16 protein-coding genes are annotated in these 18,809 nt (G+C 63.9%); 12 read left to right on the top strand and 4 right to left on the bottom strand.

Annotated elements, in window-relative coordinates; translation table 11 throughout:
- Positions 1-37 precede the first annotated feature (37 nt).
- From AC0NIL_RS10340 to amaB, 3 genes are all read left to right on the top strand, one after another.
- Complete coding sequence (locus AC0NIL_RS10340) at positions 38-412, top strand: YciI family protein (protein WP_013529829.1); 375 nt, start codon at positions 38-40, stop codon at positions 410-412.
- Positions 409-1,683 carry an RNA polymerase sigma factor gene (locus tag AC0NIL_RS10345; RefSeq protein ID WP_024502666.1) on the top strand — a complete coding sequence of 425 codons (1,275 nt, stop codon included), beginning with the start codon at positions 409-411 and terminating at the stop codon, positions 1,681-1,683. The genes AC0NIL_RS10340 and AC0NIL_RS10345 overlap by 4 nt, the downstream gene beginning before the upstream one ends.
- Positions 1,684-1,868: 185 nt before the next feature.
- Positions 1,869-3,383, top strand: a complete 1,515-nt coding sequence (gene amaB / locus AC0NIL_RS10350; protein WP_127385386.1) for an L-piperidine-6-carboxylate dehydrogenase — start codon at positions 1,869-1,871, stop codon at positions 3,381-3,383.
- A 62-nt stretch (positions 3,384-3,445) separates the two neighbouring features.
- Here amaB and AC0NIL_RS10355 read toward each other — a convergent pair whose 3' ends face one another.
- The 4 genes from AC0NIL_RS10355 to AC0NIL_RS10370 all read right to left on the bottom strand — a co-directional run bounded on the left by AC0NIL_RS10355 (position 3,446) and on the right by AC0NIL_RS10370 (position 7,508).
- Positions 3,446-4,306, bottom strand: a complete 861-nt coding sequence (locus tag AC0NIL_RS10355) for a hypothetical protein (protein WP_473572476.1) — start codon at positions 4,304-4,306, stop codon at positions 3,446-3,448.
- A gap of 386 nt (positions 4,307-4,692) precedes the next feature.
- Positions 4,693-5,025, bottom strand: a complete 333-nt coding sequence (locus tag AC0NIL_RS10360; protein ID WP_224675620.1) for a hypothetical protein — start codon at positions 5,023-5,025, stop codon at positions 4,693-4,695.
- A 62-nt stretch (positions 5,026-5,087) separates the two neighbouring features.
- Complete coding sequence (locus AC0NIL_RS10365; RefSeq protein ID WP_013529834.1) at positions 5,088-5,936, bottom strand: endonuclease/exonuclease/phosphatase family protein; 849 nt, start codon at positions 5,934-5,936, stop codon at positions 5,088-5,090.
- Positions 5,937-6,044: 108 nt separating this feature from the next.
- A complete protein-coding gene (locus AC0NIL_RS10370; protein WP_473572475.1) occupies positions 6,045-7,508 on the bottom strand; it encodes a phospholipase D-like domain-containing protein in 1,464 nt (487 codons plus the stop codon).
- Positions 7,509-7,815: 307 nt separating this feature from the next.
- Between AC0NIL_RS10370 and AC0NIL_RS10375 the strand changes: the two genes are divergently transcribed.
- From AC0NIL_RS10375 to AC0NIL_RS10415, 9 genes are all read left to right on the top strand, one after another.
- Positions 7,816-8,016, top strand: a complete 201-nt coding sequence (locus AC0NIL_RS10375) for a hypothetical protein (RefSeq protein WP_013529836.1) — start codon at positions 7,816-7,818, stop codon at positions 8,014-8,016.
- A 613-nt stretch (positions 8,017-8,629) separates the two neighbouring features.
- The gene (locus AC0NIL_RS10380; protein WP_473572474.1) at positions 8,630-8,917 is read left to right on the top strand and encodes a hypothetical protein; all 288 of its coding nucleotides are present in this window, start codon (positions 8,630-8,632) and stop codon (positions 8,915-8,917) included.
- 12 nt (positions 8,918-8,929) lie between these two features.
- Positions 8,930-9,445, top strand: coding sequence for a helix-turn-helix transcriptional regulator (locus AC0NIL_RS10385; RefSeq protein WP_063173788.1), 516 nt, complete (start codon positions 8,930-8,932; stop codon positions 9,443-9,445).
- A gap of 195 nt (positions 9,446-9,640) precedes the next feature.
- Positions 9,641-14,635, top strand: coding sequence for a beta strand repeat-containing protein (locus AC0NIL_RS10390; RefSeq protein ID WP_473572472.1), 4,995 nt, complete (start codon positions 9,641-9,643; stop codon positions 14,633-14,635).
- 7 nt (positions 14,636-14,642) lie between these two features.
- A complete protein-coding gene (locus tag AC0NIL_RS10395; protein WP_013529840.1) occupies positions 14,643-15,200 on the top strand; it encodes an invasion associated locus B family protein in 558 nt (185 codons plus the stop codon).
- A 13-nt stretch (positions 15,201-15,213) separates the two neighbouring features.
- Complete coding sequence (locus tag AC0NIL_RS10400) at positions 15,214-15,882, top strand: hypothetical protein (protein WP_473572471.1); 669 nt, start codon at positions 15,214-15,216, stop codon at positions 15,880-15,882.
- 38 nt (positions 15,883-15,920) lie between these two features.
- Positions 15,921-16,382: a DUF4189 domain-containing protein gene (locus AC0NIL_RS10405; RefSeq protein ID WP_013529842.1), complete on the top strand. Its 462-nt coding sequence runs from the start codon at positions 15,921-15,923 to the stop codon at positions 16,380-16,382.
- Positions 16,367-16,915 (top strand): invasion associated locus B family protein, encoded by a 549-nt coding sequence (locus AC0NIL_RS10410; RefSeq protein WP_127369579.1) that lies wholly within the window; start codon positions 16,367-16,369, stop codon positions 16,913-16,915. The genes AC0NIL_RS10405 and AC0NIL_RS10410 overlap by 16 nt, the downstream gene beginning before the upstream one ends.
- 421 nt (positions 16,916-17,336) lie before the next feature.
- Positions 17,337-18,785: a TolC family protein gene (locus AC0NIL_RS10415; protein WP_013529844.1), complete on the top strand. Its 1,449-nt coding sequence runs from the start codon at positions 17,337-17,339 to the stop codon at positions 18,783-18,785.
- The last annotated feature ends 24 nt before the right edge of the window (positions 18,786-18,809 follow it).

An 18,809-nucleotide genomic window follows, 5' to 3' on the forward strand; every position in this document is an offset into this window, starting at 1 on the left:
TTACTGTTTCGTCCTTTGACAGAGAAAAGGACCAGCCATGCTCTACGCAATCCTCTGCTATGCCTCCGAAGATGTCGTCTGCTCCTGGAGCAAGGCACAGGACGACGAGGTCATGGCCAATCTCCTCGACGTTCAGGACAAGTACGCCAAGGCTGGTCGGCTCGGCCCGGTGGCACGGCTTCTGCCGACCACGGCCGCGACGACGTTGAGGAAGGTCAAAGGCGAATCGGTCGTCATCGACGGGCCGTTCGCCGAGACCAAGGAACAGTTTCTCGGCTTCTACACGCTCGAATGCGCCGATCTCGACGAGGCGGTGGAGTTCGCCCGCGAGCTTTCCGAGGTCAACCCGAGCGGCGGCTCCTATGAAATCCGGCCGGTTTCGGTCTTCAACCCAACAACGGTTTCCGCATGACCGAAATGGCCTGGATCAGCTCCGCGATCAGCGCCGCCCGCCCGCAGGCGATGGGCGCGCTGCTGCGTTATTTCCGCGATCTCGATACGGCGGAGGAAGCTTTCCAGGACGCGTGCCTCAGGGCGTTGAAGAACTGGCCGCAGAACGGGCCGCCGCGCGACCCGGCGGCCTGGCTGATCTTCGTCGGCCGCAACAGCGGCATCGATGCGGTGCGCAAGCGCGCCAAGCAGGCGCCGATGCCGGATGAAGACCAGGTTTCCGATCTGGAAGACGCCGAGAGCGATATCGCCGAGCGGCTGGACGGGGCGCACTACCGCGACGACATATTGCGGCTGCTGTTCATCTGCTGCCATCCCGATCTGCCGGCAACGCAGCAGATCGCGGTGGCGCTGCGCATCGTCTCCGGTCTCACGGTCAAGCAGATCGCGCGCGCCTTCCTGGTTGGCGAAAGCGCCATGGAGCAGCGCATCACTCGCGCCAAGGCGCGCATTGCGGACGCCGGCGTGCCGTTCGAGACGCCTGGCGCGGTCGAGCGCTCGGAACGGCTCGCCGCCGTCGCCGCCATGGTCTACCTGGTCTTCAACGAGGGCTATTCGACCAACAGCGGCGAGGCGCCGGCGCGCGCGCCGCTGTGCGAGGAGGCGATCCGACTGGCACGGCTGTTGCTGCGGCTGTTCCAGACCGAGCCGGAGATCATGGGGCTGACGGCGCTGTTGCTTCTGCAGCATGCGCGCGCACCGGCCCGTTTCGACGAGAGCGGCGAGATCGTGCTGCTCGAAGACCAGGATCGCAGCCTGTGGAGCCGCAAGATGATCGATGAGGGGCTGGCACTGGTCGACAAGGCGCTGCGCCATCGCAAGCCCGGCCCTTACCAGGTGCAGGCGGCGATTGCCGCGCTGCATGCGCGGGCCGAAAAGGCCGAGGATACCGACTGGAACGAGATCGACCTGCTCTACCGCTTGCTGGAGCAGATGCAGCCGTCGCCGGTGGTCACGCTCAACCGGGCCGTCGCGGTCTCGAAGGTGCGTGGACCGGGGGAGGCGCTCGCCATGATCGAGCCGCTGGAAGAACGGCTTTCCGGCTATTTCCACTTTTTCGGGCTCAAGGGGGGCCTCTTGATGCAGCTCGACCGGGGCGACGAGGCGCGCGTCGCCTTCGACCGCGCCATAGCGCTTGCGAACACGGCGGCAGAGGCTGCCCATATCCGCATGCATATCGACCGGTTGATCAAGGACGGTGCGGTGCGCCCGCCGGCGAAAAAGGCAAACTGAGCGTCACCTCCCCATCTGGCTCAATCGTGTAGTTTGGGCTTGGACCATGCCGGGGTGGCGATTTTCCCCTGAAACGAGTAATGCCACGCCATGACTGCGCCTGAAGTGCCTTTCGGCACACGGGCGGCACGGCGAAGGCTTAACCCAGCGCCATATGATGGCGACGGGATCTGAAAGGGACAAGAATGACGATAGGCAAGGAAACGACCGAACTGCTGGCGAAACTGGGCGTGGCCAAGGAAGCGCTCGTCGGCGGCGACCTGATCGTGCGCAGCCCGGTGACGGGCGAGCAGATCGCGGCGCTGAAGACGATCTCGCCGGCTGACGCGGCCAAGGTGATCGATGCCGCGCACAAGGCCTTCCAGGCCTGGCGCATGGTGCCGGGCCCGCGGCGTGGCGAACTGGTGCGGCTGCTCGGCGAGGAACTGCGCGCGCACAAGGCCGAGCTTGGCCGGCTGGTGTCGATCGAGGTCGGCAAGATCCCGTCCGAGGGGCTCGGCGAAGTGCAGGAGATGATCGACATCTGCGATTTCGCCGTAGGCCTCTCCCGGCAATTGTACGGCCTGACCATCGCCACCGAGCGCCCGGGCCATCGGATGATGGAAACCTGGCATCCGCTCGGCGTCGTCGGCGTCATTTCCGCCTTCAATTTCCCGGTCGCTGTGTGGTCCTGGAATGCCGCCCTGGCGCTTGTTTGCGGTGACGCGGTGGTGTGGAAGCCGTCGGAAAAGACGCCGCTGACCGCACTTGCCTGCGAGGCTATCTTCAAGCGTGCGGTCAAGCGCTTCGGCGCGGACGCACCTGATGGCCTGGCGCCGGTGCTGATCGGCGACCGCGCCGTCGGCGAGATCCTGGTCGATCACCCCAAAGTGCCGCTGGTTTCGGCGACCGGCTCGACCCGCATGGGCCGCGACGTCGGCCCGCGGCTGGCCAAGCGCTTTGCCCGCGCAGTGCTCGAACTCGGCGGCAACAATGCCGGCATCGTCTGCCCGAGCGCCGATCTCGACATGGCGCTGCGCGCGATTGCCTTTGGAGCGATGGGCACGGCCGGCCAGCGCTGCACGACGCTGCGGCGCCTGTTCGTGCATGACAGCGTCTACGACGCCCTGGTTCCGCGCCTCAAGAAGGCCTACGAGAGTGTGTCTGTCGGCAATCCGCTGGAGACCTCCTCGCTGGTCGGGCCGCTGATCGACAAGGCGGCCTTTGACGCCATGCAGAAGGCGCTGAAGGAAGCCGCCGCCCATGGCGGCAAGGTGACCGGCGGCACGCGGGTCGAGGACGGGCACCCGGATGCCTATTACGTGCACCCGGCGCTGGTCGAGATGCCCAAGCAGGTGGCCCCTGTCACGGAAGAGACCTTCGCGCCGATCCTCTATGTGATGAAATATTCGGATTTCGACGCCGTGCTCGACGAGCACAATGCCGTGGGCGCAGGCCTGTCGTCGTCGATCTTCACCCGCGACCTGCAGGAATCCGAGCGTTTCCTGGGTGTCGACGGATCGGATTGCGGCATTGCCAATGTCAACATCGGTACCTCGGGCGCTGAGATCGGCGGTGCCTTTGGCGGCGAAAAGGAAACCGGCGGCGGCCGCGAGAGCGGCTCCGACGCATGGAAGGCCTATATGCGCCGCGCCACCAACACGGTGAACTATTCCAAGGCGCTGCCGCTCGCCCAGGGCGTGTCGTTCGACATCGACTGAGAACTTCGGGATTTTGATCGCCCGCATTGAAAGGCATCCCCGCTACGGGGATGCCGCACCGATCAGCTTCCAGCCGGCGGAAAACAGGCATTGAAAGCGGTGTCGACGATGGCCAGTTTGGCCGCCTGGACTGTCATGTATTCCTGGTAGAATGTATTCGACACCCACATCACCGAATGGCCGCGCTGGCCGAGCCAGCCGATGCTGCCGAGATTCTCGGCAGCGCGCAGCTTGCGGGCCAGATGGGTCCGCGAGAGCTTGAGCCATTTGGCGAAATCTCCGATCGAAACCACGCTGGTCGGAATCTGGTCCAGGCCGGCGTGATCGGGGTCGATGCCCGACATCAGCCAGTCCATGACGATGCCGCCATTGTTGAGCCAGATGAACAGGGAAAAGGTCTGGTTGGGTTCGCGCACCGGCTTGGAGGCAAGCAGGCCGTCCGCCACCAGAGGCTGCAGCCCGGCAACCATCTCGGGGTGTTCGAGGAACCTGGTCAAGCGGTCAGCGCCGTCGAGGCGATCCAGCGTCCGTAGATGGGCAAGGACCCAGCCGGTAAAGGTCTGCACGGTTGCCGCCGTCGGCTGCAAAGGGTGCGTACGGCCGTCGCCACCCGACACATACTCGGCGATGTGGTAGTGCAGCATCTCCTTGATGAAAGCGTCCGCCGTGTTGCGGCTGGCGACCGCATGCTGGTGCACGAACTCGATGAACCGCGATACCGTCAGTTCCTTGCGGCGGTCGTGCGGATCGCGCCTGAAATGCATGGCGAGGCCGACATGACCCATCAGCCAACGCTGCTGCGTGGCGAAAATGGAAGCCAGGCGAGGGCTCTCCTCATAGATTCGGATCAGCGCCAGGGACTGTTCCTGAACGTAGCGATGCAACGCCGGATGGCCGGCAATATCTTCCAATTCCAGCGCCATCCTCCTGGTGTTCCGGTTCAACTCAAAAAGCCGAGTTGCGCTCCACATTTTTCAGCCTTCCACGGCTGTGTCCAGAGGCACCAAATGCGAAGAGCAAGCCCAACCCGAACACGGGTCGGGCAACGACCGGTCCATGGTGGGATCGGCTAGCCGATTGCCATGCCCTGGGAAGCGCGCCGGTGATCTGCGGCTTGACGGGGATGGTGGAGAGTGAGTTACCGTGCCAAGCGCAATCGCGACAAGATTAGCCAGGTAATCCAGCTGCGCGAACCGCGCCGCGCGTCAGTCGTCTGCAGGGGCATTTCCAACTGGTCGATGGCGGCATCTCTCGCCACCATACGCGATGAAACCGGCCGGCTTTCGCCGGCCGGTTGGTTCGATCAGGATCAGCCGCAGACGCGAACCTCTTCGATCACCCTGTGGTGGTGGCGCCAGTGCTTGACCAGTTCGATATGGCAGCGATGATGCCGGTGGTGGCGGCGATATTCGCCGTACCGGTATTCGCCATCGTCATACTGAACGTTCCTGTCGCCATCATACTGATTGTCGGAATAGTGATCGCGGTGATGACGGCGAATAACGATCCCACTGTCGGAATCGTCGTCCGGCAAATATCGATCGTCGTCGGACTGGATGGTCACGCTTGCCGCTCGCGTCGGCGCAGTGATCGCCGCTGTCGCGGCCAATGCCAACAGGGAAGCCAGAATCAACTTCTTCATCTCGTCCTCCTACACGTTCAAGACATGGTAACTCGCGGAAGAACTGGGCGTTCCGACTAATTTTACACTCTTTGCGACGCGGGAGACATCAAGGCGTTATCGTCCACCCGCTCCAGGCGCACGAAAGCCGTCAGCGGCAGGTGGTCGGAGGCAACGCGTGAAAGCGGCGTGTCATGCGCGTCGATGGCGGCAATCATGCCATGCCGGTTGGCCATGATCCGGTCGAGCGCCAGCAGCGGCAGGTTCGACGGGAAGGTGGGGACCGCCGGCGGCTGCGGGCCGAACGTCGCATGCAGCGTGTTGAGAGCGGAGCGGTTGCCAAGTCGCCATTCGTTGAGGTCGCCGAGCAGCAGGGTCGGTCTTTCGTCCGGGCTGTTCATCAGGTCGAGCACGACGCGCGCCTGCTGGGAGCGGGAGCGGCGCAGCAGGCCAAGATGGGCGGCGATGATGCGCAGCGTCCGGCTTCCATCGAGGTCGATCTCCGCCACCACCGCGCCGCGCGGCTCCAGCCCCGGAAGCTTGATCTGGTGCACGTCGCGAACGACGCCCTTCTTGAACAGCAAGACGTTGCCATGCCAGCCATGGCCCTTGCCGGTGGCGGAAATCGGCACCGGAACCAGTCCGGTTTCCCGTTCGAGCCGCGGCAGGTCGAGAAGACCATCACGGTCGCCGAAGCGGTTGTCGGCTTCCTGCAGGGCAATGACATCCGGATCGATTTCGCGGATGACGCGGATGGTCCGGTCCGGATCGAACTTCCTGTCGACGCCGATGCATTTGTGGACATTGTAGGAGGCAACCAGCGTGCCGGTGGTGGCTGTCGTCTTGAGTGCGGCGGCGTTAGCTTTCTGCATCCGGCGGTCACGAAGGGACAGAAGCATGCTTGCCGGGAGGCTGCGTCCAATTCTGTGCATCTGTGCTGCTCGTTCTCGCTGGCTTCAATTCAGAAGCCGGATACAGTCAAAATAGGCAATTTCGGCGTATGTTCCATGACAGACGAGTTCCTCAAGCGCACCTCCGCCTTAGAGATAGGGTGAACCGAGCCACAATGCCCGGTCGAACAGCCTGATAAGGAACGGCCGGGCTCGCAAGGCTTCCAGCGTTACCGGCACGGCGGAGGCAATCGCCGACCCGATCCGCGCCTCGATCTCGCTGGCAAAGCCGGCATCGAGCACCTCCAAGTCGATCTCGAAATTGAGCCGCAGCGATCGGGCGTCAAGATTGGAAGATCCGACATAGGCCCACACGCCGTCGATCGAAAGCAGCTTCGAATGGTCGAATGGTCCCTCGGTTCGCCAGACACGGCAATAGTGTTTGAGCACCTGATCGAACTGCGCCATCATCGCGCGGTCGACGAGGAAAAGATTGTTCACCGCCGGCACCACGATGTCTATCTCGACCCCGCGCCTGCCGGCGGTGATCAGGGCGCTGATCAGTTCCCGATCCGGCAGGAAATAGGGCGACATCACGCGTATGGACTTGCGGGCGACCGAGAACGCACCGATCAGCAGCTTGTGGTTGGTCTCGTTGCTGGCATCCGGGCCGGAAGCGACTGCCCGCACCATCATCGGTGCGCCTGGCGATGGCGACAGCGGGGCAATGCGCCAGGCGTCGCCCTTCAGCGCCTCGTTGGTGGCGAAGCGCCAGTCTTCGGCGGCGACCGAAAAGAGGTCGGCTACGATCGGGCCGGTCACCCGGAAATGTGTGTCCCTGGCGCTGTTGGAGCCGGCGAATTCGGCGGAGAAGCCTTTTCGGATGTTCATGCCGCCGGTGAAGGCGGCGATGCCGTCCACCACCAGGATCTTCCGGTGGGTCCTCAGATTGGCGTAGGGCAGGCGCAGGCCCATGACGATGTTGCCGTTGAAGACATCGGCGGGGATGTTGGCCTCGCGCAAATGCCCCAGGATGCTCGGCACCGAGTAGCGGGCGCCGACGGCATCGATCAGCACGCGGACGGTGACGCCGCGCCGGACGGCGCCGGCCAGCGCCTCGACGAAGAGCAGGCCGACGGCGTCATTGTCGAAAATATAGGTCTCGAGCAGGACGCTGCGCTCGGCGCCGTCGATCGCCGCGCACATGGCGGCATAGGCCTCGTCGCCGGTCTCCAGCACATCGATTGCGTTTCCAGGGTTGAGCGCGCGCCGCGCCACCCTGTCGCCGAGTGTCCGCAAGCCCGTGAACCGTTGCCCGTATCGCTCGACGATCAGGGCCTGTTCGACAGCGACGTCGCGCTCATGCTTGGCGGACACCACGCCGTCGGCAAACGGGCGCTGGGCGGTGATCGTGGCACGGCGGATGCGATTGATGCCGGCGACGGCGTAGATCAGCACGCCGAGGATCGGGGACAGCACCATCACGCCGACCCAGCCGGTGGCGGCGCGCACATCTTCCTTGGTCATGACGGCATGGACGATGCCGACCGTCGCCATCGCCACGGAGATGATCGCCAGAATTTGCGGCCAGTGAGTCGCCAGGGTCGCCAACATGCCGAGACTATCCAGCGAGCGGTTGCAGAAGGCAATGCGCCGGTCCTGCCGCGCATTCGCCGGATGGTGGCATGCGGCCCTGGCCGAAGGTTTCGACCAGCCGCAGAGATTGATGGGTAGAAGCTTCCCGACGGACCCTGTTCAGAAGGACAAACCTGACCTAGCGGAAGCATAGAGCCTGGCATCATCCTGTTCTGCTCAGAGCCTCCGAAGCCTCTTATGCTTTGGTGCGACCTCTATTGTATATCAGGATGAATGAACTTAATGATATGAACACTTTGATTGATGGCGAGGGGGGCGCCTAACGATGAAATTCAACTTCGATGAACCTCCCGGCGATGACGTAGTTGCCGACACGTCGGCAGAATGCCAACGCCAATTGCTGCCTCTCGTCCGCGAGATCGTCCAGGCGGCCGTCGCTGCCGGATGGAGCGAGGAGGACGTTCTTCTGGGGTTTGTCGAACTTGCATGGGATTTGTATGAGAATCGTCGCGACGATCTGCAATGACCGGTAGCCAATCTGGTAGCTCTGCATTGCTGGCGGTGTCGCGGCTTTTGCGTCGGCAGCTTTTCGCGATAGGAATTTTTTCTTGACACGGTGATCTCAGCTAAGGTATATATTCGTGCATGGTGCTGATTTGCGCCAGTGACCCGCCGAGCAGGCGGGTTTTTCGTCTGATGCTCCGTCAGCCAATGCGCCGAAGGGTCCAAAGGGACCTGTTGACCCGTAGTCGCGATCTAAAGGCCTGGGTTCCTCGCCCCGAGGGGCTTTTATCCCGAACAAAATTTTTTGTTTGCGTACGGATGTTATTCACTATCCGCAGCATGTGCGTTACGTTGGATCCGGGTCGGGCTAAGGGGGATTTCAGGCGACAGACAAGCGGCTGAGGCCAGCAATGGAAAATACGGACGATGCTCGGGAAGGCGGCAATTCCCAGGGCGTCACTCGAGAACGGACAGCTCGATATGTCCTGGACATAATCCCTAAAAGCGCAGGCCCCTGGAGGGCCACCGCGGCGCGGAGTGTCATAGACTCCGCCCGCGATCCCGTCTCGCAGACATTCCCGGCCAAAGAGCATTCCACTGGAATTGCGCTGCGGCCCGCACGCCGATCGAGAGCCTTGCTCGGCAGCGACCGGATCACGCGGTACGATACGCCGACCGGATGTCGCGTCGTCAATCCGGCGGGTGTGGACAGCAAGCCGGCCTGGTCCCTGACCCGGGAGAACGCCGTCATTTCCATCGCTCCCGAAGCGCTGGCGCAATTGGCCGTGCATGAATTCGATCTCGCCGAACTCGATCCGCCTGCTTTCGGCACGGTCGACCCGGCCGATCTGCTGCGCACCCACCCAGGCCGCAACAGGCGCCTTGCGGCGTTTTCCAGAATACATCTTGGAACGCTCTCATGAATGGGGTTGGCGATGCCGGTCGGCTTCGATCAATCACGAATTGTTTTTCAGGGGAACGCGGAAGGAAGCCTAGGGTTGAACCTCATCCGGGACGAATCAGGAGGCCAAGAAATGCCGGGTGAGGATGGTGTCCCCGGACCGGTTTCCGGATCCAATTCGCGACAATCGACGCTCAACGCAAAAGGCGGGCTTTCCGTCCGCGCCGCGAGCCGCGTGCGGCAATTCCTGGACGAGAACTTTACGCGCAAGCTGGCGCTTGCCGAGATGGCCGCGGTTTGCGGTCTTTCACCCTATCATTTTGTGCGGGCTTTCTCGAGGACGTTCGGGATGCCGCCGCATCAGTACGTGCTCGGTCTGCGGCTGGATTTCGCTGAAAGGTTGCTTGCCGACAGCGGCATGACGATCGCCGACATCGCTCACTCCAGCGGATTTTCGAGCCAGAGCCATTTTACCACCGTGATGAAGAAATACCGGCAGATGACGCCGCTGCAGGCGCGGATGGGAAAGCTTAGCGCCAAGTTTAGATGAGACGGCGCTTAGGGAGTTGCTTGATTACTTGATTCTAAAGCATTGGCAGGGGTAACGAGCCGTTAACCTATGCCGGTTTGCTCGCCTCTTTTCTGACAAGACAGCAATATCGTGAAATACCGCACGCAGGAATCATGTCTTCCTGCGATGGAGCGGAATTGTCAGACATTTCGTGCCGGCCAGCGGAGAGGGACCATGACCGACAACCAGATTTCGAACGGCCAGATTTCGAGCGGTTCGTTTGTTCGGCGTCGCACAGCGCATTTCGCGGGGCAGTGGATCGCGGGGGCCGATCATGGTTCGCGCTCGGTTCGCCGCCGCCTGATGGCCGTGCTGCTCATGGCGCATAGCGTGCTCGGCATGGGGCGCAGGCGCCTTGGCCTGGGAACGCTCGGCGTCGGCGGGATGTCGGCGGCGGTCGCGGTGCTGAGCGCCTTCGCGATCGGCATGGCTGCGACGCCGGCCCTGGCGCAATATCAGGCCGGTGGCGGTTCGGCGACCGGCGGCAACGCCGTAGCCATCGGTAACGGCACCGCGACGAATGGCAATAACAGCGTGGCGTTGGGCAGTTCCAACAGTGCAACGGGCGACGGCACGATCGCCATCGGCTATGCGATGGGTGTCAATGGCCTCAATTCCATAGGCATAGGCGTCTTCGCAGGCGCAACTGGCGTCAATGCCCTCGCCCTGGGCGGAAACGCCCATGCCAACGGGGACGCGGCAAGCGCCATTGGCGTCAATTCGGTTGCAACCACAGGCGCGGCCGCCTTTGGCAATAATGCGCGTGCCGACGGAACGAGCTCGACGGCGATCGGCTATGTTACCCGGGCGACCGGGCTGCGCGCCACCGCGCTTGGGTTTCAGGCAAACGCATCGGGATTGGATGCCTTCGCCCAGGGCAACTCGGCCAGCGCAAGCAACCAGAATGCCATCGCTATCGGCTTTCAGGCGGTGGCGTCCGATATCAACGCTATCAACATCGGCGGACGCACTCTTGCAGGAGCGGGCGCTACTGCACAGGGCGCCATCGCTCTTGGTACGGATGTGGTGGCATCCCAGGTAAGAAGCGTCGCCATAGGCGTCCTGACCAAAGCAACGGGAACGGGCGCAACGGCGATGGGCAACACCGCCAGCGCCTGGGGCAACCAGTCGATCGCGTTCGGTGTCGGCGCGCAGGCGGGCGTGCAGGCCAACACGGCCCTGCCCAACAGCATCGCCATCGGCACCAATTCGCTCTCTTCCGGCGCTTTCGCCACCGCGATGGGCGCAACCTCGGTTGCGAGTGGCTCAGCCAGCACGGCGATTGGCAACACGGCCGTTGCCAGCGGCGCAAACGCCTCTTCATTCGGGTCCGGGACGATCGCGGCAGGCGACAATTCTCTCGCTGCCGGCGTCAGCGCCAGCTCGGCCGGCGCGCAATCGGTGGCGCTTGGCAACCAGGCCAATGCGCAGACAGGCGCGGCAATCGCGATCGGCGCCCAGGCGACCGCCTCCGGCGGCGTCCCCGGCGCTGGGGCGATCGCCATGGGCATCGGCGCCAATGCGGTTGCCACCGGCAGCGGTTCACCGACCGCCATCGGCGCTTTCGCCAATGCGAGCGGCGCTTCGGGCACGGCGCTTCCCGGCGGCTTCACATCCTTCGAAGCGACCGCGATCGGCAACAGCTCGGTCGCCACGGGGCAGGGCGGCACGGCTGTCGGCGTCGCGAGCAAGGCAACGGGCACCTGGTCCACCGGCCTCGGCTTGAGCAGCACTGCGTCGGGCGTCAACGCGACCGCGGTCGGCGTCCTGTCCAGCGCGACGGGAAACAATACCCTCGCGGCCGGCATCAACTCCGGTGCCAGCGGAGCCGGCAGTACCGCGCTCGGCAACGGTGCCCGAACCACCGCCCTGAATGCCGTCGCTGTCGGCGCTGGGACAAGTGCGTCCGGGATAAACTCCGTCTATGTCGGCCAGAGCAGCTTTGCGACAAGCGCCAGCGGACAGAGCGCCATCGCCGTCGGCACGGACGTGACGTCATCCGGAGACGACGCGATCGCGATGGGACGCGAAAGCTTTGCGACTGCAACCAACGCCATCGCGGTCGGTCTCCAGTCCTTTGCTGAGACCGCCGACTCCGTCGCCATCGGCACCAGGGCGTTCGCAAGCGGGGGGAAGGCCGTCGCAATCGGCGCCGACAACGTCGCTTACGGCGACGGCGCGGTTTCGATCGGCGATCCCAGCTACGCCAGCGGCACCGGCGCCTTCACCGGCGGCGCCAACAACATCGCCAACAGCGACGGCACGGCGACGGCCACCGCCGCCAATATGGCCAACGGCGCTGTCGCCATCGGCAACAGCAACAAGGCGATCGGGCAAGGCTCGGTGGCGCTGGGCAACGGCTCGACGGCGGGCGCAGCCGGCCTCGCCGGGAACGTCGCACTGGGCGATGGCGCGACGGCGGCGGCAAGCTCCGGCGATGTCGCGCTCGGTTCGGGCTCGGTCACCACTACGGCGGTCGGCACGGCCAGCGGTGTGGTCAACGGAACGACCTACGCCTTCCAGGGCACCAATCCGACCTCGACGGTCAGTATCGGTGCACCAGGCGCGGAGCGCACCATTACCAATCTGGCGGCGGGGCGGATCAGCGCGCTCTCGACCGACGCCATCAACGGCTCGCAGCTCTTCGCCACCAACCAGGCGGTGGACGCCATCGGCGTCACGCTCAACAACATCAATGTCGGCGGCGGCATCAAGTACTTCCACGCCAACTCGACGCTGGCGGATTCCCAGGCACTGGGAACCGATTCCGTCGCCGTCGGCCCGAATGCGGTGGCCAACAATGCCGGCGATGTGGCGATCGGCCTGAATTCCACGTCTGGCGCAACGACAAATGTCGCCGGAACGACGATCGGCGGTGTCAACTACACCTTCGCGGGCACCACGCCGGCCGGCGCTTTCTCTGTCGGGTCGGCGGGAGCCGAGCGCCAGATCCAGAACGTCGCGGCCGGACAGTTGAACGGCGGCTCGACGGACGCGGTCAACGGCTCGCAGCTCTTCGCCACCAACCAGCAGGTGACGCAGAACACCACCGATATCGCCAATATTGGCAGTGGCGTCACCAATCTCGGCAACACGTTCAACAACATCGCCGGCGACACCTCGACGGCCTATACCGATGCCAACGGCATAGGCATCCGCTACGCCCGCACCAACGAGGCCGGGCTGGCGCAGACCGATTCCTTCGCCCAAGGCGTCGGGTCCACAGCGGTCGGTTACAATGCGACCGCGACCGGCATCAGCGCGCTGTCGCTCGGCCGCGACAGCAAGGCCAGCATCGACGGCAGCGTGGCGCTGGGCTCGGGTTCGATCTCCGATCGCGCGATCGCTCCGGCCACCGGCCAGATCGCGGCCGGTCCGTCCAACTTCATCCAGTACAACACGAGCGACAAGACGCTGCTCGGCGCCGTTTCGGTCGGCGATGTCAACTCCTACCGGCAGATCACCAACGTGGCCGACGGCACGCAGGACCAGGACGCAGTGACGGTGCGCCAGCTCGCCGGCGCCATCGCTGCCGTATCGGTTACCTCGACGAAATACTTCCACGCCAATTCGGCGGCGGGCGACTCGCTCGCAGTCGGCGCGGAATCGGTCGCGGTCGGCCCGACGACTGTCGTCAACGGCGACAATGGCATCGGCATCGGCAATGGCGCCATCGTCGACCTGACAGCGCCCGGCGGAACGGCCATCGGCCAGAACGCCCATGTGTTGCTGGCCGACGGCCTGGCGCTCGGCACCAATTCGCTGGCGTCCGGTGTCCAGTCGGTGGCGCTCGGCGCCGGCGCCCAGAGCACCTTCATCAACAGCGTGGCGCTCGGTGCGCAATCCATCACCACGGTCGGCGCGCAGGCCGGCTACACGGCCTTCGCGCTCGCCGGTCCGCAGACCTCGGTCGGCGAGGTGTCGATCGGCGCCGCCGGTGCCGAACGCAAGCTCACCAATGTCGCGGCGGGCTCGGCCGACACCGACGGCGTCAACGTCTCGCAGTTGCGCGGCGTGACGAAAAACGTCACCGACCTGTTCGGCGGCGTTACCACGATCAATCCCGACGGCTCGATCACCGGCCCGACCTACACTATCCAGGGCAACAACTACTCGACCGTCTATGACGGCCTGACGGCCGTCGACAATGCCCTGACCACCATCAGCAATGGCGGCGGCATCAAATACTTCCACGCCAATTCGACGCTGGCCGACAGCATCGCCGGCGGCACCAACGCGGTGGCGATCGGGCCGGAAAGCGTGGCGAGCGGCGCCGAGAGCGTGGCTGCGGGCCATGGCTCGACGGCTACCGGGCCGGGCGCCGTCGCGCTCGGCCAGGGTGCGCAGGCCAACAACGCCAACGATGTGGCGCTCGGCTCCGGCTCGGTGACGCAGACAGCCGTCGGCACCTCCAGCACCGTCATCGGCGGCAAGACCTACACCTTCGCCGGAACGACTCCGACCGGAACCGTCAGCGTCGGCGATGCCGGCGCCGAGCGGACGATCACCAATGTCGCCGCCGGGCGCGTCGACGCCGGCAGCACGGATGCGATCAACGGCTCGCAGCTCTACGCCACCAACACGGCGATCGAGGATTTGAAAGCCGGCGTCGGAAACCTCACCCAGAACGCGGTGACCTATGACGCCCCGGGCGGCGTCAAGTCGAACACCATCACGCTGCAGGGTGGCGACGTCAACGCCCCGGTTGTCATCTCCAATGTCGGCCCCGGCGTCAAAGGGACCGATGCGGTCAATGTCGACCAGATGAACCAGGGCCTGACCGCCGGCAAGAGCTATACGGACAACCGCGTGGCTTACGCTATCGATACGTCCAACGACTACACCGACAAGGTAGCCGCCACGACCCTGCAGCAGGCCAACGACTATACCGACCAGAAGCTCGGCCAGCTCAATTCGGACATCAACGGCATCCGCGACGAGGCCCGGCAGGCGGCCGCGATAGGTCTCGCCGCCGCCTCGCTGCGCTACGACGACCGGCCCGGAAAGCTGAGCGTCGCGGCGGGTGGCGGCCTCTGGCGCGACGCCGGCGCATTCGCCTTCGGTGCGGGCTACACCAGCGAGGACGGTCGCATTCGCGGCAACCTGTCGGGCACGGCAGCGGGTGGGCATGTCGGCGTCGGCGCCGGCATCAGCTTCACCTTGAACTGAGGCAGGGATGAAAGGACTTGTTGCCCTGACCTGCCTGGCGCTTTGCGGCGGCCTCGTGCCGGCCGCCGGGCAGGTCGCGTCGACCTACAGGATCAAGCCTTCGGACGTGGTGCTCCCGCCCGAGGTGAAGCTCGGAGACTACCAGCGCACCATACGCCCATTCGACAACTGGACGCTGATCTGCGACGAGAACCTCAAAGCCCGCAAGAAGGTCTGCAACGTCTCGCAGATCATCGAGGACGCGTCCGGCAAGATGGCCTTCAGCTGGTCGCTTGCCGCCACCCAGGACGGCAAGCCGTACATGATCCTGCGCACCGCCCCGAACGCCAGGAGCGATGGCCTTGTGTCCGTGAAATTCGATGGACAGAAGCAGCCGATCGACGTGCAGCTGAACGGCTGCAACGAAATGGTCTGTGTCGGCATGTTGCCGGTCGGCCCCGTCATGCGCCGGCAGATATCGCAGAACGCGACGCCGGCGATCTCCTACTCGACGGTCGATGGGCAGACGATCACCGTTACCGCAACGCTCAAGGGGCTGTCAGACGCCCTTTCACCACTCAAATAGCCGAGGCGCCACCATGAGCCAGCAGGACCAGTTCACGTCCGCCAAACGCACTCCGAGCGTCGAGGCGGATCGGCAGAGGCGGGCCGAGCCCCCAAGGCGGCGCTGGCCACGCCTGGCCGGATATTCATTGCTGGGATTGGTCGTGGCGGGGCTTGGCTTCGCCGCCGGGAATTACGCCGCGGTCGCCAATCTGGTCGGCGGCGCGACGGCCGCACCTGCAGCAACAGCGGCGGCCCCCGTGCTTCCGGACACGCCCTTCCTCGAGCATGTCAAGCAGGCCGGTGTGCAGGCCTGCTCGACCGTCTATCCAGTGCTCGGACAGATCCTGACGACCGGCACGAAATACAGCGTCAAATCCCTGTGGAACGACCAGGCCGCCGACAAGCACGCCATCCAGGCCTTTGTCGGCATGGACTATGCGTCGGAACGCTATAGCGGACCGGCCGCCGGCATCGTCTTCGCATCGCCCACCGCCACGGGTTGCGAAGGGGCGATGGTGCGGGTGGCGCCATTCGCCAGCCCGTGCGCCGACATCCCATCCATCCTGCCGCAGGGCAGCAAGATCACCGACCATCTCGGGCAGGTCGAGGTCTACGAGCTCGGCGGCAATGCCGGTGAAGCGCTTCTCCTGCCGACGGGCAAAAGCTGTGTGGTGATCTCCCTTGCTTCGGCGGCGAAGTAGGACGCGAAGCGAGTGAGGTCAAGGAAAGGATGCCGACCATGAGATTGCAGGCTTTGGCAGTTTTGGGCTTGACCTTGTTGTGGAGCGGACAAGTCGTCTCAGCCGACCTTGTGGCCCCATCGGAACCGCAACAGGAGGAAAAGGGCATATGGGCGGCCATTGCCTATTCGCAGGCCGATAGCAAATACGGCTTCTTCTGGGGCGCCGACAAGCGGCAGGAAGCGAAGGACATCGCACAGAAATATTGCGAGAACGCAGGCGGAAAGGCCTGCAACGTCGTCACCGTCTTCCGCAACCATCGCCATTGGAATGATGACGACGAGACCGGCTTTCCCTACAAGCACTGCGGTGCGCTTGCCGTGGCAGACAAAGTGGAGAACCGTTTCACGCCCTGGGGCGTGAACTCGGCCGAGACCCGTCGGGAAGCGGAGGATCTCGCTTTGCAGGCCTGCGAGGCGACGGGAGAGAAATGCAAGATCCGCGAATGGGTCTGCACATGAAGCTTGGCCCGAAGGCCGTCTCCGCATGTGGAGCAATTCTATTCTCATTGATGTCGCCGGCGTCTGCCCAGCAACAGGTGGCGGCTGTCCCGGATGGACCCTCATCGCTGCGTGAGGTCTATCAGGACTGGAGCGTGACCTGTTCGGTACGGGAAAAGGCGAGAGTGTGCTCGCTTGCGCAAGACCAGGTCCAGCAGAACGGGCAGAGGCTTCTTGCCATGGAGATCGCGGCACGCCCGGACGGTTCGACGACGGCTACCCTGCTTCTGCCCTTCGGCATCCTCCTTGATCCGGGCGTGACGCTGCAGATCGACGATCAACCGCCGCTGTCCCCGCAGCGCTTCAGGACCTGCCTGCCGACGGGTTGCGTCTCCGTCTTTACGATCGATCGGCCGACGCTTGGAAAGCTGAGGGGAGGCTCGGTGCTGAAGCTCAATGTCACGACGGACGCCGAGACCCCGCTGAGCTTCCCTGTGTCGCTTCGCGGCCTGACCGCGGCGCTCGACCGCATGGTGGCGTTGAGCGCAAATTAGGGTGCGCGCTGACCAGCTTTTGGCCGCAGTGAGCCACATGAAGCGTACGCCGGCCGCCGCGATGGAGTATTTTTGGGCGCGGCATCCAAAGGGACGCGCCTGAAAAAGGGTTCAACTTCAGGTTGGATCATCGACAGCCGCTATCCGAACCGGCCATGATTCTGGCCATACCGGCCCACTGGCCTGCCGTTTTTTGTGCTTTCCCACTGAATGCGGCGTCCGGATACAACCGCAGCGAGCCGACGTTATGTGCTATTTTTGCTACATCTCGCAGCCTTGTTGCCCAAAAAGGCTATTTAGCGATCTCTAAATCAATAATCGCTCACATATTTCGTGAATCTGTGAATAATCCACCGACGGGCAGGCCTTGGCTTGGTTAGCGCTCTGAAAAGGACGCTGGGGAAACGTTAGGGTGGGATTAATGAATACGACAAACATGTCGACCATAGGCAGGCGCCTTGGTCTTTTGATGGCGGCCACCATGCTGACCTGCGGCAGTGCTCACGCGCTCACGCTCAAGGAGGCGATGGCTGTCGCGGTGGAGTCCAATCCCGAGATTGGACAGGCGATCGAAAATCGCGAAGCCATCGAGTTCGAGTTGCGGCAGGCCAAGGGCCTTTATCTTCCCAGTGTCGATGTCGAGGCATCGGCTGGCGTTCGCCGGCTCGACAATCCGTCCCGGCGCTCTCTTTCCATCGAAGGCGATGCGCTCTATCCGGCTGAAACGGATCTTACCGTTTCGCAGACGCTTTATGACAGCGGCGGAAGGCGGGCCGAATTGAACCGTCAGGCATCGCGCGTCGACGGCGCTTCGTTCCGCGTTCTGGAACGGTCCGAATTCATCGGGTTGTCCGTTGTCCAGGACTATCTGGAATACATGCTGCAGGCCTCGATCGTTGCCGAAGCGAAGAAGAATCTCGGCTTCCACCAGGCAATTCTCGGCGACATCCGGCAAGGCATCTCGGGCGGCGCGCTGAACGAGGCCGACCGGCAACAGGCCGAGGAACGGCTGTTCGCCGCCAAGGCGCGCATGCAGGAGGCGACCGAGGAACTGGAAGCGGCCAAGATCCGCTTCTTCAAAACCGTCGGAAAGCCACTGACCAGCCCTTCGAGGCCTGGCGATGTCTCGGCCGCACTCCCGCGCTCGCTCGACGACGCGATAGGGTTGGCGCGGGAAAGCAATCCGCGCGTACACATGGCCAACAGCGACATCGACGCGGCGGCCTCCCTCGTGGACGCTGCGCGGGCAAAATTTGGCCCCTCCATCATCGCTGAAGGTCGGGCCCGGGCAGGAACCGACATTGACGGCGACGATGGCGACACCACCGACCTGCAGGCGCGCGTGGTCCTGCGCTGGAACCTCTACCGCGGTGGCATCGACAAGGCCAACGAGCAGGAACAGATCCGCCGCACCAGTGAACAGCGTCTCGCGCTGCATCAGGTCCAGCGTGAAATCGAGGAAGCCGTTCGCACCTCATGGGATCGCCGTTTCCGGCAAGCCGATCTGGCAAAGACCCTGAGGCAACAAGCCGCTGCCAATGAGAAGCTGGTTGCTTCCTATCGCGAGCAGTTCAAGGTCGGACAGCGCTCGCTGCTCGACGTGCTCGACGCGCAGAATACACGGTTCAACACGGCAACGCTGGCGGATACCGCGTCCTACGCATCGCTGTTTGCCCAGTACCGGCTCCTGGCCGCGACCGGACAGTTGCTGAAAACGATGAATCTCGAGCCGGCAAAGCAAGCGACGGCCTATGCACGCACCGAGTTCGCAGCACCGGAAACCGCGGACACAGAAACCTATGCGCGGACGCCATCGGAGCAGAAGAACGACCTGCCATTCGATATTCTCGCTCCGGTGAGGAAGAAATAGGACAGCACAAGGTCCAGCGAGCGT

Source organism: Mesorhizobium sp. WSM1343 (genome assembly GCF_055901535.1).